This is a genomic window from Segatella copri (genome assembly GCF_015074785.1).
Lineage (GTDB): Bacteria > Bacteroidota > Bacteroidia > Bacteroidales > Bacteroidaceae > Prevotella.
On sequence record NZ_CP042464.1, the window covers coordinates 3,414,352 to 3,437,398 of the forward strand.

Sequence of the window (23,047 nt, forward strand, 5' to 3'; positions counted from 1 at the left end):
CTCTTTTTCTCCTAATTGAAATCTTCGTTCATAGACTTTGAATCTCCGTTCAAAGACATTGAACGTACATTCAAAGCTTTTGAACGGCCGTTCAGTGTCTATGAACGGAGATTTCAGCTAAGTGTAAGAACAATTAGTTATGGGAACAATAAGTAATTTACTTGATTGTTGTCATTTCTGTAATTATCTCTTAAACTATTTCGATTTATCTGTGATTTCACATGCACCCTTTGGCGCTTTGGCAAACTCAGTATATGTTACGCTTCCCACTTCGTCTGCCTCGATTCTTCCGGAGATAGGGTTCTTGATATTGGTGATACTTCCCTTGATCTGTGCATCGATGTTGGTGCAATCCTCGAAGGCACGGTCGCATTCCTTATTAAAGGTGCAATCCTCCAGAGTTACATGGTCCATGTAGCAGAGAGGCTGCTCGCCGCTGATGTGGCAACGTACGAACTTGATGTTCTTGCTGTGCCAGGCCAGATACTCACCATTCAGTTCCGAATCATAGACGGTTACATTCTCGCATTCCCAGAAACTGTCCTTGGTTGTAATCTTTGCGTTGTGAATCTCCACATTTCTGCAGTATTGGAATACATACTTGGAATCGCTCTCAAGTCCGTCTACATAGATATTCTTGGAGAACATGAATGGATAAGTTCCATCGTGGAGCTTTACGTTCTTCAGTTTCAAGCCATCTACCTTCCAGAAAGTCTCATCAGCATCTGTGATGTTTACGTTCTCCAAATCCAGATTCTTCATTTCGCGGAAGAACTTAGGACCATCGATGGTGCAGTCTTTCATCACCATATTATCACTATACCAGATGGCCGAACGGCTTTCTGGGGCGAAGTAGCAGTCTGTGATAAGGGAACCGTCCACATGCCACCAAGGGTATTTGCCATAAAACTTGGAATGGTGGCATTCTATGTTTTGGCAGCACTTGATGCCCGACTCGCCATCTGTAATCGTAATATCTTCTAAACGCACATCGTGAGCACCGAAAAGAGGGCGCTCGCCCCCGAATGATTTGTTCTTTATCAATTCCATAATTTTCTATTATCCTTTTTTATTTGTTATTTCTGTGTGCAAAATTACAAAAATAATACCAAACTCGTATAACCTGATTTACAGAAAAATGTAACGATATGGCGTATTTGGGGGATAAATGGTCGCTATAGGAGGAAAATAAATGAAAAAAGGCTGAATCATGAAGCATTTTCACGATTCAGCCCTTATCGAGTTAACTTCTAAAAATCCGAAGCGGAGAATTACAAGTTAGGGTTCATCTCTTTCCACTCAGCTACTGGAGGAACGATGCCGAGCTCTACGATCTCATCGCGCATCTTGCAAAGGTGCTCGTAAGACTTAGCGAGGCTAGCGAGCTCTTCCTCAGTACCTGTAGGCTCTGTGAAGTGAACACCAGTCTTGTCGATAGTAGTAGGCATAGCCATCATTACGTTCTTGAAGCCGCACTTGTCGCACTTAACGTAGCAACCTGCTGGCAATGTGAACTTCTCACCACCCATAGCAGCCTCGATCATCTTAACTGCATTGTAAGCTGGGCTCTGGAATGAAGAACGGCCACGGAGCTTGATGATGTTAGAACCACCCTGTACTGTGTGGTGCTTGATCTCTTCCCAACGCTCGTCAGAAAGACCCATCTCTGCCAATGGCTTGCCGTCAACCTTAACCTGAGAAGCAAATACAGCCATCTGCTCGCCGTGACCACCATAAGTGTGAGCGCCAGTAACCTTATCCTGCTGTACACCGAACTCGAGGGCCAAAGCCTGCTGCAGACGAGTAGAATCGAGAGCTGCGAGTGATGTCAACTGGTTTGGCTTCAAACCAGAGTGGATAAGTGCTGTAAGAGCTGTAACGTCAGCTGGGTTGAAGATAACAACTACGTGCTCAACCTCTGGGCAGTACTTCTTGATGTTGTCACCAAATTCTGCAGCAATCTTGCAGTTGCCCTTAAGAAGATCTTCACGAGTCATACCCTCCTTACGAGGAGCACCACCAGAAGAAATGATATATTTAGCACCAGTGAAAGCCTCTTCTGGGTTAACAGTATAAGTTACGTTAACACCTGGGAATGCGCACTGCTGAATCTCATCGAAAACACCATGTACACCTGGCTCGAAGATATCATAAAGACAGATGTTTGGAGTAAGACCGAGCATCAAAGCGCTCTGTACCATGTTAGAACCGATCATACCGCCTGCACCGACGATAACGAGTTTGTCATTTGTTAAAAAATTCATAACTACAATTCTTATTTAAATGTTTATAATCTTTTTCTCTGAAAAATAGCGGAATGTATCTGGAATAAAGTTTGTAAAACTCCTTCTTTTTACTTTCCGACCGCAAAATTAATAAAAAGTAATGTAAATCGTGCATATTTTTGCGCTTAAATTTGTTGTTAATTCTTAAAAATGTTATCTTTGTAATCTCTAATTAGCAAAATGCATTATTTTGAGTTAAGTTAAACATTAAATTGCATAACAATTATGAATGAAATCGAATTACGTTTAGCTAGATTGAGGGAGTTGATGAAGCGTGAACATCTTTCTGCTTTCATCTTCCCTAGTACAGATGCTCATCAGAGCGAGTATGTTGCCGACCATTGGCGAGGAAGAGAGTGGATCTCTGGTTTTAACGGGTCGGCTGGTACTGCTGTCGTTACAATGAAATCGGCTGCTTTATGGACTGATTCCCGCTACTTCCTGGCTGCGGAAGAACAGTTGGAAGGTACTGAATATCAGCTGATGAGGCTGAAAATGGAAGGTACGCCTACTATCGCAGAATGGTTGGGAAAAGAATTGCAGGATGTACAATCTCCTGAGGTTGGACTTGATGGCATGGTCAACTCTTATAATTATGTTAAAGATTTAAGCTATTCTCTCCGTAAACTCGGTGGAATTACGCTTAGAACTAATTTGGACCCTTTGGAACAGATTTGGGAGAATCGTCCTTCGCTTCCTGCAAATCCTGTAGAAATTCAACCATTGGGATATGCTGGAGAGACGCTAGCCTCTAAAGTGGCCCGTATCCGTAAGTCTTTGAGAGGACTTCATGCAGATGGTATGCTCGTTTCTGCATTGGATGATATTGCTTGGACTTTGAATCTTCGTGGTACAGATGTTCATTGCAATCCTGTATTTGTAAGTTATTTGTTGATTGAGAGCGATAAAGTTTCTCTTTTCGTGGATGATAATAAATTATCTCCTGAAGTAAAACAGTATCTTCAAGACAATCAGGTTTCTCTCTATAAATATAATAAGGTGGAAAAATGCCTTGAATCATATTCGGAATATAATATCCTGTTAGATGGAAATGAAACGAGCTATTATCTGTGGAAAGCTGTAAAATGCCAGGAAATTGTTGCTGCTGGTTCTCCTATTCCGGCTATGAAGGCTGTGAAAAATAAAGCAGAAATAGAGGGCTACCGTAGTGCGATGCTTAAAGATGGTGTTGCTATGGTTAAGTTCTTGAAGTGGCTGAAACCTGCTGTTGAGGCTGGCGGACAAACTGAAATTTCCATTGATGAGAAATTAACGTCGCTACGTGCCGAACAGAAACTGTTCAGAGATATTTCTTTTGATACGATTGCCGGCTATGCGCAGCATGGAGCAATTGTCCATTATGAGGCAACTCCTGAAACAGATGTCGTTCTGAAACCGGAAGGCTTGATCCTGATAGACTCTGGGGCTCAATACCAGGATGGTACTACTGATATTACCCGTACCATTGCTTTGGGACCTGTATCTGAAGAGATGAAGCATATTTATACCTTGGTCCTGAAAGCGCATATTCAGTTGGAATTGGTTAAATTCCCCGATGGTGCATCAGGAACACAGTTGGATGCTGTAGGAAGAGAGTGTATGTGGCGTGAAGGATATAATTTCTTGCATGGTACAGGCCATGGAGTAGGTTCGTATCTCTGTGTGCACGAAGGCCCTCATCAAATAAGAATGGAGTGGATGCCTACACCTTTGAGAGCTGGAATGACCTTGACTGATGAGCCTGGTTTGTATCTGGCAGGTAAGTTCGGCGTAAGAATAGAAAATACTGTGCTGATTTCAGACTACATGTCTACTGAGTTCGGTAAATTCCTGCAGATAGAGCCTCTTACTCTTTGTCCTATAGATACCACTCCTATAGATGTTGATATGTTGTTGCCTGAAGAGATTGACTGGCTCAATGCTTATCATCATTCAGTTTATGAAAAATTGTCTCCTTTCCTTGATGAAGAGGAGAAAATATGGCTTGAAAATGCTACAAAACCCATAAAATGAACATTTTAGAGTAAAAAGTTGAAGAAAAACTTGGTAGTTTGATAAAATAGATGTAATTTTGCACCCGCAAATTGTGGCATTGCCATATTTCGCATTGAATAACATAAGTTTAACATAATAAATTAAAAGCAAAAAAATGATTATTGTACCAGTTAAAGACGGTGAGAACATCGAGAGAGCTCTCAAGAAGTTTAAGAGAAAATTCGAAAAGACAGGTGTTGTTAAGGAGCTTCGTGCTCGTCAGCAGTATGACAAGCCTTCTGTTTTGAAGCGTCTCAAGATGGAACACGCCATCTACGTACAGCAGTTGCGTGCAAACGAGGAATAAAAGTAAAAAATCCTCAAAAAATTTGGTAGTTTAAAATAATTTTCGTAACTTCGTTGCCGAAATGAAAAAGGTACGACGTTATGTTGAGTATAGATAAGTTCTTGGAATATTTGCGCTCTGAACTGAACAGGTCGCAGAGGACGGTAGAAAACTATCGCGAAGATTTGAAACTCTTTGAGCAGTATGCTAGGAACTTGTCTGAATCCTTCACTTGGGAATCTGTTGATTCTGATATGATTCGCAACTGGATGGAGCATATGATAGATGCAGGAAATAAGGCAACCTCGGTTAATCGCCGGTTGAGTGCTTTGAAAATGTTCTATCGGTTTGCTTTAGTCAGACATTATGTGGAGTCGGATCCCGCTCATAGCCTCAAAGGACCTAAGGAAAGTAGACCGCTACCTCAATTCTTGAAAGAAAATGAGATGGATGAGTTGCTTGATAGGAAAATGTGGGGCGATGATTATAATAATGTACGCGCACGTACTATTATAATATTGTTCTATGAGACGGGGATGCGATTGTCAGAGTTGATAGGACTTGATGTTGACGATGTGAACTTTATCAAAAAAGAGATAAAGATTACGGGTAAGGGAAACAAACAACGTATAGTTCCTTTTGGTGACGAGCTTAAAAATGCTCTTTCGGAATATTTGGCTCTAAGAGCACAAAGAGTGATGGTTAGGTCTGGAGCTCTTTTGCTTGCGGATAAGGGCGGACGGATGAGTCCGGTTCAAGTCAGAGAAATCGTGAAGGAGAACCTCGCAAGGGTTTGCTCGTTGAAAAAGAAAAGTCCGCACGTGTTGAGGCATACGTTTGCTACTGCAATGTTGAATCATGGTGCAGGAATTGAAAGTTTGAAAAGACTGTTAGGACATGCGAAACTCTCGACGACCGAGATTTATACGCATACAACGTTTGAACAGTTGAAACGAGTTTATATTGAAGCCCATCCTCGGGCGTAACCTTTTAAAAAATGGAGGTAACTATGGAAATTAAGATTCAGTCGATTCACTTCGACGCTACCGAGAAGTTACAGGCGTTTATCGAAAAGAAAGTCGCCAAGTTAGAAAAAACTTTTGAAGATATACAGAAAGTAGAGGTGCAATTAAAGGTCGTGAAGCCTGCTACTGCCTTGAACAAGGAAGTTCATCTGGAAGTTGCTGTCCCTGGAACCAAGTTGTTCGTAGAAAAGACATGTGACACTTTTGAGGAAGGAATTGACCAGGCAGTGGACTCAATGAAGGTTCAATTGACCAAATTTAAAGAAAAATCAAGGAATCGATAAAAAAAACTCGAAAAAATTTTGTTGATTCAAAAAATAGTTGTATCTTTGCAGCCGTTTTCCGGTAGATGGAAATTTAGCCGTATTGCGGCTGTAAAGATCGCCTCTTTAGCTCAGTTGGCCAGAGCACGTGATTTGTAATCTCGGGGTCGTTGGTTCGAATCCGACAAGAGGCTCAGAAAAAGAAAAGTTTGGGTAGTTACCAGAGTGGCCAAATGGGGCAGACTGTAAATCTGCTGGCTATGCCTTCGGTGGTTCGAATCCATCACTACCCACTTTCTTTGATAAGCGGAAATAGCTCAGTTGATAGAGCACTAGCCTTCCAAGCTGGGGGTCGCGGGTTTGAGCCCCGTTTTCCGCTCAATTTATTAACTTGCTGTAATAGCTCAGTGGTAGAGCACTTCCTTGGTAAGGAAGAGGTCCTGAGTTCAACTCTCAGTTACAGCTCTATCGTTCTAGATGCTTAGGATGGTAGAGGAACAGATTATTCATTTATATAAATAAAAAGAAAAGCTATGGCTAAAGAAGAATTCGTGCGTACCAAACCGCATGTTAACATTGGTACAATTGGTCATGTTGACCATGGTAAGACTACTCTGACCGCTGCTATCTCTAAGGTATTGAACGAGAAGCTCGGTACATCTGAGGCAGTTAAGTCATTCGATCAGATTGATAATGCTCCTGAGGAGAAAGAGCGTGGTATCACTATCAACTCTGCTCACATCGAGTATGAGACAGCAAAGCGTCACTATGCACACGTTGACTGTCCTGGACACGCTGACTATGTAAAGAACATGGTTACTGGTGCTGCTCAGATGGATGGTGCAATCTTGGTTTGTGCTGCTACTGATGGTCCTATGCCACAGACACGTGAGCACGTACTTCTTGCACGTCAGGTAAACGTACCTCGTTTGGTTGTTTTCTTGAACAAGTGCGATATGGTTGATGATGAGGAGATGCTTGAGCTCGTTGAGATGGAGCTTCGTGAGATCCTCGAGCAGTATGGTTACGAGGAGGATACTCCAATTGTACGTGGTTCTGCTCTCGGTGCTTTGAACGGTGTTGAGAAGTGGGTTAAGTCTGTTGAGACTTTGATGGATACAGTTGATGAGTGGATTCAGGAGCCAGAGCGCGAGATTGATAAGCCATTCTTGATGCCTATCGAGGATGTATTCTCAATTACAGGTCGTGGTACTGTTGCTACAGGTCGTATTGAGACAGGTCGTTGCAAGGTAGGTGACGAAGTTCAGTTGCTCGGTCTTGGTGAGGACAAGAAGTCAGTTATTACTGGTGTTGAGATGTTCCGTAAGATCCTTGCTGAGGGTGAAGCTGGTGATAACGTAGGTTTGCTTCTCCGTGGTATCGATAAGGCTGAGGTTAAGCGTGGTATGGTAGTTGTACACCCAGGTGCTATTACTCCTCACGATCACTTCAAGGCTTCTATCTATGTATTGAAGAAGGAAGAGGGTGGCCGTCACACTCCATTCGGTAACAAGTATCGTCCTCAGTTCTATCTCCGTACTATGGACTGTACAGGTGAAATCAAGCTTCCAGAGGGAGTTGAGATGGTAATGCCTGGTGATAACGTAGAGATTGAGGTAGAGTTGATCTACAAGGTTGCTTTGAACGAGGGTCTTCGTTTCGCTATCCGTGAGGGTGGTCGTACAGTAGGTTCTGGTCAGATTACAACAATTCTCGACGATATCAAGTAATTTAGATTTATCTAATTTGCTATATATATCAGACTCCCCTCCTAAGGGAGTGGGAGTCTTTCTACGGGTTTAGCTCAGTTGGTAGAGCACTGGTCTCCAAAACCAGGTGTCGAGGGTTCGAGCCCTTCAACCCGTGCTAAATAGAAGATAATATGAATAAAATAGTAAATTATTGCAAGGCATGTTACGATGAACTTGCGCATAAGACTACTTGGCCATCACGTGCCGAACTTACTCATAGTGCAATGGTTGTATTATCTGCTTCCCTAGTCATTGCACTTGTTGTGTTCGCGATGGATTCTATTTTCAAAGCCTTTATGGGTGTAGTTTATCCAGGTTAATTTTTTAAGGAAATGGCAGACGCAGGAAATAAATGGTATGTGCTTAAAGCCGTTAGTGGTAAAGAGGCTAAGGTGAAAGAATACATCGAAGCTGAAATGAAGCACAATGACTTACTAGCAGCAAATGTTTCTCAGGTGTTGATACCAGTTGAGAAGCATGCAACTGTGCGTAATGGAAAGAGAGTCGTTAAAGAAAAGGTCTCTCTTCCAGGTTATGTTTTTGTGGAGGCCAAACTGAAGGGTGATGTAGCGCATACGTTGCGTTTCCTCCCTAATGTTTTGGGTTTCCTTGGAGGTTTGGATGAACCAACACCAGTTCCACAGCGCGATATCAATCGTATGCTGGGTTCTGCTGAGGAGACTGAGTTTGAGGAGAATCTTGATTGTCCTTACTTGGTTAATGATACCGTTAAGGTTATGGAAGGTCCATTCAGTGGTTTCAGCGGAATCGTTGAAGAGGTTAATGCTGAAAAGCATAAGCTGAAAGTTACGGTTAAGATCTTCGGACGTAAAACTCCGTTGGAATTAGGTTTTATGCAAGTAGAAAAGGAATAGGATTCTGTTACGAGATTGTTATTCCTTATAAGTTTCAATTTTAAATATTAACAAAGAAATGGCTAAAGAAGTTGCTGGATTAATCAAATTACAGATTAAAGGTGGCGCTGCGAATCCTTCACCTCCAGTAGGACCTGCATTGGGTTCTAAGGGTATTAATATTATGGGATTCTGCAAGGAATTCAACGCCCGTACCCAGGACAAAGCAGGTAAAGTGTTGCCAGTAGTTATTACTTATTATACTGACAAGTCTTTTGATTTTATTATCAAGACTCCACCTGCTGCAGTTCAATTGAAAGAGGCTGCCAAAATCAAGTCAGGTTCTGCTCAGCCTAATCGTCAGAAGGTTGCTTCTCTTACTTGGGATCAGGTAAAGGTAATCGCTGAGGATAAGATGAAGGACTTGAACTGCTTTACTGTAGAATCAGCTATGAAGCTCATCGCTGGTACTGCAAGAAGTATGGGTATTACTGTAAAAGGGGACTTCCCTGGTAAATAATTTAAAACTTCAATTAGAAAAATGAGTAAACTGACAAAAAATCAAAAATCAGTAGCTGATAAGGTTGAAGCAGGGAAGGCATACACATTGAAGGAGGCTTCAGAGTTGGTTAAGGAAATTACTACTACCAAGTTTGATGCATCTCTTGATATTGATGTACGCTTAGGTGTTGATCCACGTAAGGCTAACCAGATGGTTCGTGGCGTTGTTTCATTGCCAAACGGAACAGGTAAGGTTACTCGTGTGCTCGCACTCTGTACTCCTGATCAGGAAGCTGCTGCTAAGGAAGCAGGCGCTGATTATGTAGGTCTTGACGAATACGTTGAGAAGATTAAGGGTGGTTGGACAGATATTGATGTCATCATCACAATGCCTTCTTGTATGGGTAAGATTGGTCCTTTGGGTCGTGTACTCGGTCCTCGTGGTTTGATGCCTAACCCTAAGAGTGGCACTGTAACTATGGATGTTGCTAAGGCAGTAAAGGAAGTTAAGCAAGGTAAGATTGACTTTAAGGTTGATAAGGCTGGTATTATCCATACTTCAATCGGTAAGGTTAGCATGACTCCTGAGCAGATCTATGGAAATGCTAAGGAGTTCATCAACACAGTTATCAAGCTGAAGCCTGCTGCTGCTAAAGGTACATATATCAAGAGTATCTTTATTTCTAGCACTATGAGTAAGGGTATCAAGATTGATCCTAAATCAGTTGAATAACTCTAAAAGTTTTGTAAAATGAAGAAAGAAGTTAAAGATACTATTATCGCTGAACTTGGACAGAAGTTGCTGGAGTTTCCTCATTTCTATCTTGTAGATGTTACAGGATTGAATGCAGAGAAGACAAGCGCACTCCGTCGTAAGTGCTTCCAGAGCGAGATTAAGATGGTTGTTGTTAAGAATTCCTTGCTTCACAAGGCTTTCGAGGCTTCAGATATCGATTTCTCTGAGCTCTATGGCTGCTTGAAGGGTACTACTGCTGTAATGTTTGCTAATACAGCTAATGTACCAGCTAAGTTGTTGAAGGAATATGACAAGGAAGATGTTCCAACATTGAAGGCTGCTTATGCAGAGGAAAGCTTCTACGTTGGCGCAGACAAACTTGCAGAGCTTTCAGCTCTCAAGAGCAAGAACGAAGTTATCGCAGAGATTGTTGCTTTGCTCCAGTCACCTGCAAAGAACGTTGTTTCAGCTCTTCAATCAGGAAGCAACACTATTCATGGTGTGCTTAAGACATTGGGCGAGCGTCCTGAGTAATCAATCACAATGTTATCATTAATTATAGTATAAACAAAAATAAAATTTAGAATAAAATGGCAGATATCAAAGCTATTGCAGAAGAGTTAGTAAATCTTACTGTTAAGGAAGTTAATGAGTTGGCAACAGTCCTCAAGGACGAGTATGGTATTGAGCCTGCTGCTGCAGCTGTAGCTGTAGCTGCTGGTCCTGCTGCTGGTGGTGCAGCTGCAGCTGAGGAGAAGTCTACATTCGACGTAGTCCTCGCTGAGGTTGGTGGCGCTAAGCTCCAGGTTGTAAAGGCTGTTAAGGAGGCTTGTGGTCTCGGTTTGAAAGAGGCTAAGGATCTCGTAGACGGTGCTCCTTCTACAATCAAGGAAGGTGTAGCTAAGGACGAGGCTGAGAACCTTAAGAAGGCTATCGAAGAGGCTGGTGCTAAGGTAGAGCTCAAGTAATTAGAGTAATACATTTTTTATATAAATGGTTAGGATTCTCCAAGTAGGTGAGTCCTAACCTTTTTGTGTCTTTTATTATATTATTAATAAAACCCATTTAATAACTTCTAATGGCTACAAAAATTGTTGATAACAGAGTAAATTTTGCCAGCGTGCATAATCCGTATCCATATCCGGATTTCCTCGATGTGCAGTTAAAGTCTTTCAAGGACTTCTTACAGTTGGATACTCCGCCTGAGGAACGCAAGAATGACGGTTTGTATAAGGTGTTCTCTGAGAACTTCCCTATTACCGATACACGTAACAATTTCGTTCTTGAGTTCTTGGATTACTATATCGACCCTCCTCGCTATTCTATTGATGAGTGCCTGGAGCGTGGTCTTACATATAGCGTACCTTTGAAGGCTAAGATGAAACTGTATTGTACTGATCCTGATCATGAGGATTTCGGTACATTTATTCAGGATGTGTTCCTTGGTACTATCCCATATATGACCGATAATGGTACTTTCGTGATTAATGGTGCTGAGCGTGTTGTTGTTTCTCAGCTTCATCGCTCTCCTGGTGTGTTCTTTAGCCAGGGTGTTCATGCAAATGGTACCATGCTTTATTCTGCTCGTATCATTCCTTTCAAGGGAAGCTGGATTGAATTTGCAACTGACATTAACAATGTAATGTATGCATATATCGATCGTAAGAAGAAGTTGCCTGTAACCACATTGTTGCGTGCTATTGGTTACGAACAGGATAAGGATATTCTTCAGATTTTTGATCTCGCCGAGGAGGTGAAGGTTAACAAGAAGAATATGAAGGCTGCTATTGGTCGTAAGCTTGCTGCTCGTGTTTTGAAGAGTTGGAATGAGGACTTCGTTGATGAGGATACTGGTGAAGTAGTATCTATCGAGCGTAATGAAGTAATCATGGAGCGTGAGACTGAACTTACTGCTGATAATATTGAGGAGATTGTTGAGAGTGGAGCGCAGACTGTTCTTCTTCATAAGGATGAGGAAGCTGCCAACAAGTTTACTATTATCTTCAATACTTTGGCAAAGGATCCAAGTAACTCTGAGAAGGAAGCTGTTAACTATATCTATCGTCAGTTGCGTAATGCTGATCCTGCAGATGACGCAAGTGCACGTGAGGTTTTCCAAAACCTGTTCTTCTCGGATAAGCGTTATGATCTGGGTGAGGTAGGTCGTTATCGTATCAATAAGAAATTGAATCTTGATACTGACATTGATGTTCGTGTCTTGACTAAGGAAGATATTATTGAGATTATTAAATATCTTATTCAGCTGATTAACTCTAGTGCAACAGTTGACGATATCGACCACTTGTCTAATCGTCGTGTTCGTACTGTAGGTGAGCAGTTGGCTAACCAGTTCTCTATTGGTTTGGCACGTATGACCCGTACTATCCGTGAACGTATGAATGTTCGCGACAATGAGGTGTTTACTCCAACAGATTTGATTAATGCTAAGACAATCTCTAGTGTTATCAATTCTTTCTTTGGAACTAATCCATTGTCACAGTTCATGGACCAGACTAACCCTCTGGCTGAGGTAACTCATAAACGTCGTCTTTCTGCCTTAGGTCCTGGTGGTTTGTCTCGTGAGCGTGCCGGTTTCGAGGTTCGTGACGTACATTATACACACTATGGTCGTCTTTGCCCTATTGAGAGTCCTGAAGGTCCAAACATCGGTTTGATTTCTTCTCTCTGTATGTATGCAAAGATTAATGATCTTGGTTTTATTGTTACTCCTTACCGTAAGGTGAATGATAGCAAGGTCGATATGGCTAATGAGGATGTTGTATACTTGACTGCTGAGGATGAAGAGTCTAAGATTATCGGTCAGGGTAATGCGCCTTTGACTGTTGATGGTTCTTTCATTCGTGATGTAGTAAAGTGTCGTCAGGATGCTGATTATCCTGTTGTAGGTCCGGATCAAGTTGATTATGTTGACGTCTCTCCACAGCAGATTGCTTCTGTATCCGCAGGTTTGATTCCATTCTTGGAGCATGATGATGGTCACCGTGCGTTGATGGGATGTAACATGATGCGTCAGGCTGTACCATTGCTTCATAATGATGCACCAATAGTTGGTACTGGTCTTGAGAAGCAAGTTTGTGAGGATTCACGTACTATGGTTACTGCAGAAGGTGAGGGCGTTATCGAATATGTTGATGCTACAACTATCCGCATCCTTTACGATCGCACAGAAGACGATGAGTTTGTAAGTTTCGAACCTGCTTTGAAGGAGTATCGTATTCCTAAGTTCCGTCGTACCAACCAGAATATGACCATCGACTTGCGTCCTATCTGTAATAAGGGACAGCGTGTAAAGAAGGGTGATATCCTGACAGAAGGTTATGCAACAGAAAATGGTGAGTTGGCTTTGGGCCGTAACTTGCTTGTTGCTTATATTCCTTGGAAGGGTTATAACTACGAGGATGCTGTCGTTATCTCTGAACGTATGGTTCGTGAAGACGTATTGACATCTGTACATGTTGACGAATATTCTCTTGATGTCCGTGAAACTAAGCGTGGCGTAGAGGAGTTCACATCTGATATTCCTAATGTCAGCGAGGAAGCTACTAAGGATCTTGATGATAATGGTATCGTACGTGTTGGTGCTAGAATTGAGCCAGGTGATATCATGATAGGTAAGATTTCGCCTAAGGGTGAAAGTGATCCGTCACCAGAGGAGAAGTTGCTTCGCGCTATCTTTGGTGATAAGGCTGGTGATGTGAAGGATTCTTCATTGAAGGCAAATCCATCATTGAGTGGTGTCGTTATTGACAAGAAGTTGTTCTCTCGTGCTATCAAGACCCGTGAGTCAAAGAAGCAGGATAAGATTATTCTTGCTAAGATTGATGAGGAGTATGAGGCAAAGGGCGATGACTTGAAGGATATCCTCGTAGACAAGTTACTTACGCTTACAGAAGGTATGACTTCTGAGGGCGTTAAGGATTATTCAGGTGCTGAGATTATTACCAAGGGCAGTACCTTTACTGCTACAGCCTTGAAGAATTTGGAGTATGATGGTGTTCAGTCTAATAAGTGGACTAAGGATGAGCATACCAATGGCTTGATTCAGAGACTTATTATGAACTATATCCGCAAGTATAAGCAACTTGATGCTGAATTAAAGCGTCGTAAGTTTGCTATCACTATTGGTGATGAACTTCCATCAGGTATTCTTCAGATGGCTAAGGTATATATTGCTAAGAAGCGTAAGATCCAGGTTGGTGATAAACTTGCCGGTCGTCATGGTAATAAGGGTATTGTGTCTAAGGTAGTTCGTTTGGAGGATATGCCATTTATGGCTGACGGTCGTCCTGTTGATATGGTATTGAATCCATTGGGTGTGCCTTCACGTATGAACCTTGGTCAGATCTTCGAGTGTATCTTGGGTGCTGCAGGTAAAAAGTTGGGTGTAAAGTTTGCTACTCCTATCTTTGATGGTGCTAAATTGGATGATCTCTCTGAATGGACAGATAAGGCAGGCTTGCCACGTTTCTGCTCAACTTACCTTTATGATGGTGAGACTGGAGAGCAGTTTGACCAGCCAGCTACTGTTGGTATGACTTACTTCTTGAAGTTAGGTCATATGGTTGAGGATAAGATGCACGCTCGTTCTATCGGTCCATACTCTTTGATTACACAACAGCCACTTGGTGGTAAAGCACAGTTTGGTGGTCAGCGATTCGGAGAGATGGAGGTCTGGGCTATCGAGGCATTTGGTGCAAGCCACGTTTTGCAGGAGATCCTGACTGTTAAGTCAGATGATGTTGTAGGACGTAGCAAGGCATACGAAGCAATCGTAAAGGGCGATCCAATGCCAACTCCTGGTATTCCTGAGTCACTTAACGTATTGCTCCATGAGCTTCGTGGCCTTGGTTTGAGCATCAAACTTGATTAATTTTGAGAACCCCTAATTTATATATAGAAACATGGCTTTCAAAAAAGATACAAAGGTAAAGAATAATTTTACGAAGATTACCATCGGTCTCGCTTCGCCAGAGGAGATCTTGGAAAATTCGTATGGTGAGGTTACTAAACCGGAAACCATTAATTATCGTACATATAAGCCGGAGCGTGATGGCTTGTTCTGCGAGCGTATTTTTGGTCCTACTAAGGACTATGAATGCGCCTGCGGCAAGTACAAGCGTATCCGTTATAAGGGAATCGTCTGCGACCGATGCGGTGTAGAGGTTACAGAGAAGAAAGTTCGTCGTGAACGCTCTGGTCACATTGAGCTTGTCGTACCTGTTGCTCATATTTGGTATTTCCGTTCTCTTCCAAATAAGATTGGTTACCTTTTGGGTATGCCGACCAAGAAACTTGATGCTGTTATTTACTACGAGAAGTATGTAGTTATCCAGCCTGGTATTCTTGAGGGAAAGACTGATGCTGATGGTCTTGAATTGAACGGTTCTCACAAACTTGATCTCTTGTCAGAAGATGAATATATGGCTCTTCTTGACCAGTATGATCCTAATGGTGACAATGAACTTTTGGACGATACGGACCCAAATAAGTTTATAGCAAAAATGGGTGCTGAAGCAATTTATCAGTTGCTCCAGAATGTAGACCTTGACTCTTTGTCATACGAACTCCGCGATCGCGCAAATAACGATTCAAGTCAGCAGCGTAAAACTGAGGCTCTGAAGCGTCTGCAAGTTGTAGAAGGTTTCCGTGCTAGTAAAGGTATTAACAAGCCAGAATGGATGATCATGAAGATTATTCCTGTTACTCCACCTGAGCTTCGTCCGTTGGTACCATTGGATGGTGGTCGTTTTGCAACATCAGACTTGAATGACCTCTATCGTCGTGTGATTATCCGTAACAACCGTTTGAAGAGATTGGTTGAGATCAAGGCTCCTGAGGTTATTCTCCGTAACGAGAAGCGTATGTTGCAGGAGGCTGTTGACAGCTTGTTCGACAACTCACGCAAGAGTTCTGCTGTAAAGAGTGAGAGCAATCGTCCTTTGAAGTCACTCTCTGACTCTTTAAAGGGTAAGCAGGGTCGTTTCCGTCAGAACTTGCTGGGTAAGCGTGTAGACTATTCTGCCCGTTCTGTAATCGTTGTAGGTCCAGAGTTGAAGATGGGTGAGTGTGGTCTTCCAAAACTGATGGCTGCAGAGCTTTACAAACCATTTATCATCCGTAAGTTGATAGAGCGTGGTATCGTAAAGACTGTAAAAAGTGCCAAGAAGATTGTTGATCGTCGCGAGCCAGTTATCTGGGATATTCTTGAGAATGTAATGAAGGGTCATCCGGTTATGTTGAACCGTGCCCCTACGCTTCACCGACTCGGTATTCAGGCATTCCAGCCTAAGATGATTGAGGGTAAGGCTATTCAGTTGCATCCATTGGCATGTACAGCGTTCAACGCCGACTTCGATGGTGACCAGATGGCTGTTCACCTTCCATTGAGCAATGAGGCTGTTTTGGAGGCTCAAATCCTGATGCTTCAGAGTCATAACATTCTCAACCCAGCTAATGGTGCGCCTATCACCGTTCCTTCTCAGGATATGGTGCTTGGTCTTTACTATATTACTAAGATTCGTCCAGGTGCAAAGGGTGAGGGCTTGACATTCTATGGTCCTGAAGAGGCATTGATTGCTCGTAACGAGGGTCGATGTGATCTTCATGCTTTGATTAAGGTTGTAGTTGACGACTTGGTTGATGGTACAATCCAGAAACGAATGGTAGAAACTTCTGTTGGACGTGTCATCGTTAATGGTATCATTCCAGATGAAGTTGGCTTCTTCAATGATGTGATTTCCAAGAAAACCCTCCGTGGTTTGATTTCTAATGTTATCAAGGCTGTTGGTATGGCTAAGGCTTGTGAATTCCTTGATGGAATCAAGAACTTAGGTTATCGTATGGCTTATGTCGCAGGATTGTCATTCAACCTTGGTGATATTATTATTCCACCAGAGAAGGAAGCTATTGTTGAGCGCGGTCGCAAGGAGGTTGAGGAAATTACCAATAACTATAATATGGGTTTCATCACCAACAAGGAACGATACAACCAGGTTATTGATGCGTGGACTCACGTAAATACAGATTTGGGTAATATCTTGATGAAGGAGATGACCGAAGCTGACCAGGGATTCAACGCAGTATACATGATGCTTGATTCCGGAGCCCGTGGTTCTAAGGATCAGATTAAGCAGTTGTCTGGTATGCGTGGTTTGATGGCTAAACCTCAGAAGGCTGGTGCAGAGGGCGCGCAGATCATCGAGAACCCTATCCTTTCTAACTTTAAGGAGGGTATGTCTGTATTGGAGTACTTTATCGCTTCTCACGGTGCCCGTAAGGGTCTTGCTGATACCGCTATGAAGACTGCCGATGCCGGTTATTTGACTCGTCGTCTTGTAGACGTTTCTCACGATGTTATCATCACCGAAGAGGATTGTGGTACATTGCGTGGCTTGGTTTGTACAGCTTTAAAGAATGGCGATGAGATTATTTCATCTCTTTATGAGCGTATTCTGGGTCGTGTATCTGTACATGATGTTATTCATCCAACAACTGGTGAACTGATTGTCAAATCTGGTGAAGAAATCACCGAGGCTAAGGCAAAGGCTATAGATGAATCTCCTATCGAGAGTGTTGAAATTCGTTCTGTTCTCACCTGTGAGAGCAAAAAGGGTGTCTGCATGAAGTGCTATGGCCGTAACTTGGCAACAGCCCGTATGGTACAGTTGGGTGAAGCCGTTGGTGTCATCGCTGCTCAAGCTATTGGTGAGCCAGGTACTCAGTTGACTCTCCGTACATTCCACGCCGGTGGTATTGCATCTAACGCTGCTGCCAATGCTAAGATTGCTGCGAAGAATAAGTCTCGTATCGAGTTTGACGAGTTGAGCACAGTACCATTTGTAGAGGAAGACGAGGAAGGCAACGATATCAAGTGCGAAAAGGTAGTAAGCCACTTGGCTGAAATCCGTTTCGTGGATCCTAATACAAACATCGTTCTTGCAACTTTGAATGTTCCTTACGGTTCTTCATTGTATCACAAGGAGGGTGAAATCGTAGAAAAGGATACTGTTATCGCCCGTTGGGATCCATTCAACGCCGTTATCGTCAGCCAGTATGCCGGTACATTGAAGTTCAATGACGTTCAGAAGGATCAGACTTATCGTGCTGAGGTCGATGAGACTACAGGCTTGGAGGAGAAGATTATCACCGATTCCAAGAATAAGGCAATGGTTCCATCTTGTGATGTTATTGATGCTAATGGTGAAATCCTTGGTACATACAACTTCCCTGTAGGTGGTCACTTGGCTGTTGAGGATGGACAGACAATTAATACCGGTGAGGTTTTGGTTAAGATTCCTCGTGCTGTAGGTGGTGCAGGTGATATCACTGGTGGTCTCCCTCGTGTAACTGAACTTCTTGAGGCTCGCAACCCTTCTAATCCTGCTGTTGTATCTGAAATCGATGGTGAGGTAACTATGGGTAAGGTAAAGCGTGGTAACCGTGAGATCATCGTAACATCTAAGACTGGCGATCAGAAGAAGTATCTTGTATCTCTTTCAAAGCAGATCTTGGTACAGGAACATGATGCTGTACGTGCTGGTACTCCTCTTTCTGATGGTAGTGTAACTCCTGGCGATATTCTCGCCATCATGGGTCCTACCGCTGTTCAGGAGTATATTGTTAACCAGATCCAGGACGTTTACCGTCTTCAGGGTGTGGCTATTAATGATAAGCATTTTGAGGTTGTGGTACGTCAGATGATGCGTAAGGTTCGTATTGACGATCCAGGTGATACTACCTTCTTGGAGCAAGAGTTGGTTGATAAACTTGACTTTGCAGAAGAGAATGATCGTATCTGGGGTAAGAAGGTTGTTACTGACGGTGGTGATAGTGAAAGTCTCAAACCAGGTCAGATCATAACGGCTCGTAGATTGCGTGATGAGAATTCTGCATTGAAGCGTCGCGACTTGAAACTTGTACAGGTTCGTGATGCCGTATCTGCAACTTCTACACAGATCCTCCAGGGTATTACTCGTGCTGCTCTTGGTACTAAGAGCTTTATGAGTGCTGCATCATTCCAGGAAACTACTAAGGTTTTGAATGAGGCTGCTATCCGTGGTAAGGTTGATTACCTAGAGGGTATGAAGGAGAATGTAATCTGTGGTCACTTGATTCCTGCAGGTACTGGTCTTCGTCAGTGGGATAAGCTCATTGTAGGCTCTAAAGAAGAATATGAGCGTATGCAGGCTAATAAGAAAAATGTGCTCGACTATGCTGATTCTCCAATAGGAGAATAATCGTAGAATAGAGTACTATATATAAATAGGTATAATGAGGGTGCGTCATAAGTTTATGGCGCACCCTTTTATTATCTGTAACAGATGAAAAAAGAAAATAATAAGGATTTCCCCCTTCTGTTGTCTTATGATGTTTTTTTTTGAAAAATATGTGGCAAATTATTCGTCTTTTTCAGAAATAATGTGTAAATTTGCACTATCATTTAAAGTTTAATCCTATTAACTTAGTAAAATTATGGAAGAAAATAAGAATAATCAACAGCAGCAGAATCAGTTCCAAATGGGCATCAGCCCTGAAGTAGCAGAGGGTACATACTCAAACTTGGCACTGATTACTCATTCTAGTTCAGACTTCATCTTGGATTTTGCATGTGCACTTCCTGGCATGCCTGCACCTCAGATCAAGAGTCGTGTTATCATGGCACCTGAACATGCTAAGCGATTGCTCCAGGCATTGCAGAGCAATATTTATAACTACGAGCAGTCCTTCGGTAAAATTAAGTTGTCTGATGAGCAAGAACGTACAATCGCTCCATTCGGCATACCAAAGGGTGAGGCATAATGTACTACAACATACATACTAAGACTAAATTCTCTGCTAAATACCGCTTTTTTCTTTATAATATTTGTTTTTAATGGTTATATAAAGTTAAAACTAGCCTTCGTTTTTTAAAAGTCTTCTTAATATTTAGGTAGTTTGCCGAAAAAATCGTACCTTTGCACCCCGAAAAGGCTCTATAAAGTAGTGGCTTACATCGAAATAAGACAATAAATAAAAATAAATATATAAATTAAAAAGTAAAATTATGCCTACTATTTCACAGTTAGTAAGAAAAGGCAGACGAGTTCTTGTAGACAAGAGCAAGTCACCAGCTTTGGATTCTTGTCCTCAGCGTCGTGGTGTTTGTGTTCGTGTTTATACAACAACTCCTAAGAAGCCTAATTCAGCAATGCGTAAAGTTGCACGTGTACGTTTGACAAACTCAAAGGAAGTAAACTCTTATATTCCAGGAGAGGGTCACAACTTGCAGGAGCACTCAATTGTTTTGGTTCGCGGTGGTCGTGTAAAGGACCTTCCAGGTGTACGTTATCACATTGTCCGTGGTACACTTGATACTGCAGGTGTTGCAAATCGTACACAGCGTCGTTCTAAGTACGGAGCTAAGCGTCCTAAGGCAAAGAAGTAATATCGCTTCTTAAATTTTAGACAAAACCGCAGACTCACGATCGGAGAAGGTCGGGAGTTGGGGTTAAAATATTTAATAAATGTTTTGCTGGAGAAGTAATCAGGTTGAGTAAATGCTCGGGTGCGAGCGTTGAAGAACATTATACAGCCCCATGCAGAATTAAAAAAAGTTTTATTTAAAATGAGAAAAGCAAAACCAAAGAAGAGAGTGATCCTTCCAGATCCTGTCTTCAATGACCAGAAGGTCTCAAAGTTCGTAAATCATTTGATGTATGATGGAAAGAAGAATACATCTTATGAGATTTTCTACAATGCACTTGACATTGTAAAGGCTAAGATGTCTAACGAGGAAAAGTCTGCTCTTGAAATCTGGAAGCAGGCACTTGATAATATTACTCCTCAGGTAGAGGTTAAGAGCCGTCGTATCGGTGGTGCAACCTTCCAGGTTCCTACAGAGATTCGTCCTGATCGTAAGGAGAGTATTTCTATGAAGAATCTTATTCTTTTTGCACGTAAGCGCGGTGGTAAGACTATGGCTGATAAGCTTGCTGCAGAGATTATGGATGCTTTTAATAATCAGGGTGGTGCATTTAAGCGTAAGGAGGATATGCATCGTATGGCTGAGGCTAACCGTGCGTTCGCTCACTTTAGATTCTAATTTAATATATAATATAGTTAAAAGAAAATGGCAAATCGCGATTTACATTTGACTCGTAACATCGGTATCATGGCGCATATCGATGCTGGTAAGACAACAACTTCTGAGCGTATTTTGTTCTATACAGGTAAGACTCATAAGATTGGTGAGGTACACGATGGTGCTGCTACAATGGACTGGATGGCCCAGGAGCAGGAGCGTGGTATTACTATCACTTCTGCGGCTACTACTTGTAATTGGAACTATCTCGGTAAGTCTTATAAGATCAACTTGATCGATACTCCGGGACACGTTGACTTCACTGCTGAGGTTGAGCGTTCTCTCCGTGTACTTGATGGTGCTGTTGCTACATATTCTGCAGCTGATGGTGTTCAGCCACAGTCTGAGACTGTATGGCGTCAGGCTGATAAGTATAATGTACCTCGTATCGGTTATGTAAACAAGATGGACCGTTCTGGTGCTAACTTCTTCGAGACAGTTCAGCAGATGAAGGATATCTTAGGCGCTAATCCAATTGCTATTCAGATTCCTATTGGTGCAGAGGAGAACTTCAAGGGTGTAGTTGACCTCATTAAGATGAAGGCTATCCTTTGGCACGATGAGACTATGGGTGCTGAGTATGATGTTGAGGAAATCCCTGCAGACTTGGCTGACGAGGCTGCTGAGTGGCGTGATAAGCTCCTTGAGGGTGCTGCAAACTTCGATGATGAGGTTATGGAACTTTATCTCGATGGTAAGGATATTCCAGAAGAAAAGCTTCTTGCAGCTATCCGTAAGGGTTGCTGTGCTATGGAGTGCTGTCCAATGTTGCTCGGTTCTTCATACAAGAACAAGGGTGTTCAGCCATTGCTCGACTATGTATGTGCATTCTTGCCTTCACCAATGGATACTCCAAATATCATCGGTACTAACCCTGATACAGAGGAGGAAGAGGATCGTAAACCATCTGAGGATGAACCAACATCTGCTCTCGCATTTAAGATTGCTACTGACCCATTCATGGGCCGCTTGGTATTCTTCCGCGTTTACTCAGGTAAGGTCGTTGCTGGTTCTTATGTTTACAACCCACGTTCTGGCAAGCGCGAGCGTATCAGCCGTCTGTTCCAGATGAACTCTAAGCAGGAAATCCCAATGGAGTCTATCGATGCTGGTGATATCGGTGCGGGTGTAGGTTTCAAGGATATCCGTACAGGTGATACACTCTGTGACGAGGAACACCCAATCGTATTGGAGTCTATGACATTCCCTGATACTGTGATTTCTATCGCAGTAGAGCCAAAGAGCCAGGCAGATATCGCTAAGATGGATAATGGTCTCGCTAAGTTGGCTGAGGAGGATCCAACCTTCACAGTTCGTACAGACGAGCAGAGCGGTCAGACAATTATCTCTGGTATGGGTGAGCTCCACTTGGATATCATCATCGACCGTTTGAAGCGTGAGTTCAAGGTTGAGTGTAATCAGGGTAAGCCTCAGGTTAACTACAAGGAGGCTATCACTAAGACAGCTCAGAGCCGTGAAACTTATAAGAAGCAGTCTGGTGGTCGCGGTAAGTTCGCTTGTATCGATGTAACCATCGGTCCTAAGGATGAGGATTACAAGGAAGGCGACTTGCAGTTCATCAACGAGGTTAAGGGTGGTAACGTTCCTAAGGAATTCATCCCATCTGTACAGAAGGGCTTCGCTGATTGCTTGTCAAATGGTGTACTCGGTGGCTTCCCAATGACAGGTTTGAAGGTGACTTTGACCGATGGTAGCTTCCACCCAGTTGACTCTGACCAGTTGTCATTCGAGTTGGTAGCACATCAGGCTTTCAAGGTACTTTGCCCTAAGGCTGGTCCTGTTTTGATGGAGCCTATCATGAAGGTAGAGGTTGTTACTCCAGAAGAGAACATGGGTGACGTAATCGGTGACTTGAACAAGCGCCGTGGTCTCGTTCAGGGTATGGAAGAAGGTCGTAGCGGTGCTCGCATCGTAAAGGCAATGGTTCCATTGGCTGAGATGTTCGGTTATGTAACAGCTTTGCGTACTATCACTTCTGGTCGTGCAACAAGTTCTATGGAGTACGATCATCATGCACCTCTTTCTTCAACAATTGCTAAGGCTGTGTTGGAGGAGGTTAAGGGTCACGCAGAACTCCTTTAATAACAAAGAATAACGGTAAGATGAGGCGCTGCTTAGCGAATGACTCTTAAGCAGCGTACCTCTTCTTCC

Annotated in this window: 19 protein-coding genes and 5 tRNA genes; 22 read left to right on the forward strand and 2 right to left on the reverse strand. The window is 42.7% G+C overall.

Going from position 1 to position 23,047, the window contains the following annotated elements:
- Nucleotides 1-195: 195 nt before the first annotated feature.
- The gene (locus FO447_RS14000; RefSeq protein WP_200756901.1) at nt 196-1,050 is read right to left on the reverse strand and encodes a DUF3737 family protein; all 855 of its coding nucleotides are present in this window, start codon (nt 1,048-1,050) and stop codon (nt 196-198) included.
- Nucleotides 1,051-1,271: 221 nt separating this feature from the next.
- A complete protein-coding gene (locus tag FO447_RS14005) occupies nt 1,272-2,264 on the reverse strand; it encodes a malate dehydrogenase (RefSeq protein ID WP_118415817.1) in 993 nt (330 codons plus the stop codon).
- A gap of 246 nt (nt 2,265-2,510) precedes the next feature.
- Between FO447_RS14005 and FO447_RS14010 the strand changes: the two genes are divergently transcribed.
- The 22 genes from FO447_RS14010 (at nt 2,511) to fusA (ending at nt 22,978) form a co-directional block, all read left to right on the forward strand.
- Nucleotides 2,511-4,298, forward strand: a complete 1,788-nt coding sequence (locus FO447_RS14010) for an aminopeptidase P family protein (protein WP_200756903.1) — start codon at nt 2,511-2,513, stop codon at nt 4,296-4,298.
- A 136-nt stretch (nt 4,299-4,434) separates the two neighbouring features.
- Nucleotides 4,435-4,626 (forward strand): 30S ribosomal protein S21, encoded by a 192-nt coding sequence (gene rpsU / locus FO447_RS14015; RefSeq protein WP_006848852.1) that lies wholly within the window; start codon nt 4,435-4,437, stop codon nt 4,624-4,626.
- Nucleotides 4,627-4,709: 83 nt separating this feature from the next.
- The gene (xerA, locus tag FO447_RS14020) at nt 4,710-5,591 is read left to right on the forward strand and encodes a site-specific tyrosine recombinase/integron integrase (RefSeq protein ID WP_118140348.1); all 882 of its coding nucleotides are present in this window, start codon (nt 4,710-4,712) and stop codon (nt 5,589-5,591) included.
- 23 nt (nt 5,592-5,614) lie between these two features.
- A complete protein-coding gene (hpf, locus tag FO447_RS14025) occupies nt 5,615-5,914 on the forward strand; it encodes a ribosome hibernation-promoting factor, HPF/YfiA family (protein WP_022122138.1) in 300 nt (99 codons plus the stop codon).
- A 99-nt stretch (nt 5,915-6,013) separates the two neighbouring features.
- Nucleotides 6,014-6,087: transfer RNA gene (locus tag FO447_RS14030), tRNA-Thr, on the forward strand.
- 17 nt (nt 6,088-6,104) lie between these two features.
- Nucleotides 6,105-6,186, forward strand: a tRNA-Tyr gene (locus tag FO447_RS14035).
- Between the two features lie 13 nt (nt 6,187-6,199).
- Nucleotides 6,200-6,272, forward strand: a tRNA-Gly gene (locus FO447_RS14040).
- Between the two features lie 14 nt (nt 6,273-6,286).
- Nucleotides 6,287-6,358, forward strand: a tRNA-Thr gene (locus FO447_RS14045).
- Between the two features lie 68 nt (nt 6,359-6,426).
- Entirely contained in the window at nt 6,427-7,623 is a 1,197-nt protein-coding gene (tuf, locus tag FO447_RS14050) for an elongation factor Tu (RefSeq protein ID WP_022122139.1), read from the forward strand.
- Nucleotides 7,624-7,686: 63 nt separating this feature from the next.
- Nucleotides 7,687-7,759, forward strand: a tRNA-Trp gene (locus FO447_RS14055).
- Between the two features lie 16 nt (nt 7,760-7,775).
- Nucleotides 7,776-7,964, forward strand: coding sequence for a preprotein translocase subunit SecE (gene secE / locus FO447_RS14060; protein WP_006848848.1), 189 nt, complete (start codon nt 7,776-7,778; stop codon nt 7,962-7,964).
- 12 nt (nt 7,965-7,976) lie between these two features.
- The gene (nusG, locus tag FO447_RS14065) at nt 7,977-8,519 is read left to right on the forward strand and encodes a transcription termination/antitermination protein NusG (RefSeq protein WP_006848847.1); all 543 of its coding nucleotides are present in this window, start codon (nt 7,977-7,979) and stop codon (nt 8,517-8,519) included.
- A 58-nt stretch (nt 8,520-8,577) separates the two neighbouring features.
- Nucleotides 8,578-9,018, forward strand: a complete 441-nt coding sequence (gene rplK / locus FO447_RS14070) for a 50S ribosomal protein L11 (protein ID WP_006848846.1) — start codon at nt 8,578-8,580, stop codon at nt 9,016-9,018.
- Nucleotides 9,019-9,039: 21 nt separating this feature from the next.
- The gene (rplA, locus tag FO447_RS14075; RefSeq protein WP_117586709.1) at nt 9,040-9,732 is read left to right on the forward strand and encodes a 50S ribosomal protein L1; all 693 of its coding nucleotides are present in this window, start codon (nt 9,040-9,042) and stop codon (nt 9,730-9,732) included.
- 18 nt (nt 9,733-9,750) lie between these two features.
- Nucleotides 9,751-10,269 carry a 50S ribosomal protein L10 gene (gene rplJ, locus FO447_RS14080; protein WP_200756905.1) on the forward strand — a complete coding sequence of 173 codons (519 nt, stop codon included), beginning with the start codon at nt 9,751-9,753 and terminating at the stop codon, nt 10,267-10,269.
- A gap of 56 nt (nt 10,270-10,325) precedes the next feature.
- Nucleotides 10,326-10,703 (forward strand): 50S ribosomal protein L7/L12, encoded by a 378-nt coding sequence (gene rplL / locus FO447_RS14085; protein WP_006848843.1) that lies wholly within the window; start codon nt 10,326-10,328, stop codon nt 10,701-10,703.
- 110 nt (nt 10,704-10,813) lie between these two features.
- Nucleotides 10,814-14,626 (forward strand): DNA-directed RNA polymerase subunit beta, encoded by a 3,813-nt coding sequence (rpoB, locus tag FO447_RS14090; protein WP_118064553.1) that lies wholly within the window; start codon nt 10,814-10,816, stop codon nt 14,624-14,626.
- Nucleotides 14,627-14,657: 31 nt separating this feature from the next.
- Nucleotides 14,658-18,992, forward strand: a complete 4,335-nt coding sequence (gene rpoC / locus FO447_RS14095; protein ID WP_117727213.1) for a DNA-directed RNA polymerase subunit beta' — start codon at nt 14,658-14,660, stop codon at nt 18,990-18,992.
- 235 nt (nt 18,993-19,227) lie between these two features.
- Nucleotides 19,228-19,554 carry a DUF3467 domain-containing protein gene (locus FO447_RS14100; protein ID WP_200756907.1) on the forward strand — a complete coding sequence of 109 codons (327 nt, stop codon included), beginning with the start codon at nt 19,228-19,230 and terminating at the stop codon, nt 19,552-19,554.
- Nucleotides 19,555-19,798: 244 nt separating this feature from the next.
- Nucleotides 19,799-20,179, forward strand: coding sequence for a 30S ribosomal protein S12 (gene rpsL, locus FO447_RS14105; protein ID WP_006848839.1), 381 nt, complete (start codon nt 19,799-19,801; stop codon nt 20,177-20,179).
- A 180-nt stretch (nt 20,180-20,359) separates the two neighbouring features.
- Nucleotides 20,360-20,836 carry a 30S ribosomal protein S7 gene (rpsG, locus tag FO447_RS14110; RefSeq protein WP_006848838.1) on the forward strand — a complete coding sequence of 159 codons (477 nt, stop codon included), beginning with the start codon at nt 20,360-20,362 and terminating at the stop codon, nt 20,834-20,836.
- 27 nt (nt 20,837-20,863) lie between these two features.
- On the forward strand, nt 20,864-22,978 hold the full coding sequence (gene fusA / locus FO447_RS14115; RefSeq protein WP_200756909.1) for an elongation factor G: 2,115 nt from the start codon (nt 20,864-20,866) through the stop codon (nt 22,976-22,978).
- Nucleotides 22,979-23,047 lie beyond the last annotated feature (69 nt).

Bases quoted from the DNA above. Each gene is read 5' to 3' on its own strand.
- FO447_RS14000 (WP_200756901.1), bottom strand. From the start codon at position 1,050: ATGGAATTGATAAAGAACAAATCATTCGGGGGCGAGCGCCCTCTTTTC.
- rplJ (WP_200756905.1), top strand. From the start codon at position 9,751: ATGAAGAAAGAAGTTAAAGATACTATTATCGCTGAACTTGGACAGAAG.
- tuf (WP_022122139.1), top strand. From the start codon at position 6,427: ATGGCTAAAGAAGAATTCGTGCGTACCAAACCGCATGTTAACATTGGT.
- rplK (WP_006848846.1), top strand. From the start codon at position 8,578: ATGGCTAAAGAAGTTGCTGGATTAATCAAATTACAGATTAAAGGTGGC.
- nusG (WP_006848847.1), top strand. From the start codon at position 7,977: ATGGCAGACGCAGGAAATAAATGGTATGTGCTTAAAGCCGTTAGTGGT.
- FO447_RS14100 (WP_200756907.1), top strand. From the start codon at position 19,228: ATGGAAGAAAATAAGAATAATCAACAGCAGCAGAATCAGTTCCAAATG.
- FO447_RS14005 (WP_118415817.1), bottom strand. From the start codon at position 2,264: ATGAATTTTTTAACAAATGACAAACTCGTTATCGTCGGTGCAGGCGGT.
- hpf (WP_022122138.1), top strand. From the start codon at position 5,615: ATGGAAATTAAGATTCAGTCGATTCACTTCGACGCTACCGAGAAGTTA.
- rpoC (WP_117727213.1), top strand. From the start codon at position 14,658: ATGGCTTTCAAAAAAGATACAAAGGTAAAGAATAATTTTACGAAGATT.
- rplL (WP_006848843.1), top strand. From the start codon at position 10,326: ATGGCAGATATCAAAGCTATTGCAGAAGAGTTAGTAAATCTTACTGTT.
- secE (WP_006848848.1), top strand. From the start codon at position 7,776: ATGAATAAAATAGTAAATTATTGCAAGGCATGTTACGATGAACTTGCG.
- rpsU (WP_006848852.1), top strand. From the start codon at position 4,435: ATGATTATTGTACCAGTTAAAGACGGTGAGAACATCGAGAGAGCTCTC.
- FO447_RS14010 (WP_200756903.1), top strand. From the start codon at position 2,511: ATGAATGAAATCGAATTACGTTTAGCTAGATTGAGGGAGTTGATGAAG.
- rpsG (WP_006848838.1), top strand. From the start codon at position 20,360: ATGAGAAAAGCAAAACCAAAGAAGAGAGTGATCCTTCCAGATCCTGTC.
- rplA (WP_117586709.1), top strand. From the start codon at position 9,040: ATGAGTAAACTGACAAAAAATCAAAAATCAGTAGCTGATAAGGTTGAA.
- rpoB (WP_118064553.1), top strand. From the start codon at position 10,814: ATGGCTACAAAAATTGTTGATAACAGAGTAAATTTTGCCAGCGTGCAT.
- rpsL (WP_006848839.1), top strand. From the start codon at position 19,799: ATGCCTACTATTTCACAGTTAGTAAGAAAAGGCAGACGAGTTCTTGTA.
- fusA (WP_200756909.1), top strand. From the start codon at position 20,864: ATGGCAAATCGCGATTTACATTTGACTCGTAACATCGGTATCATGGCG.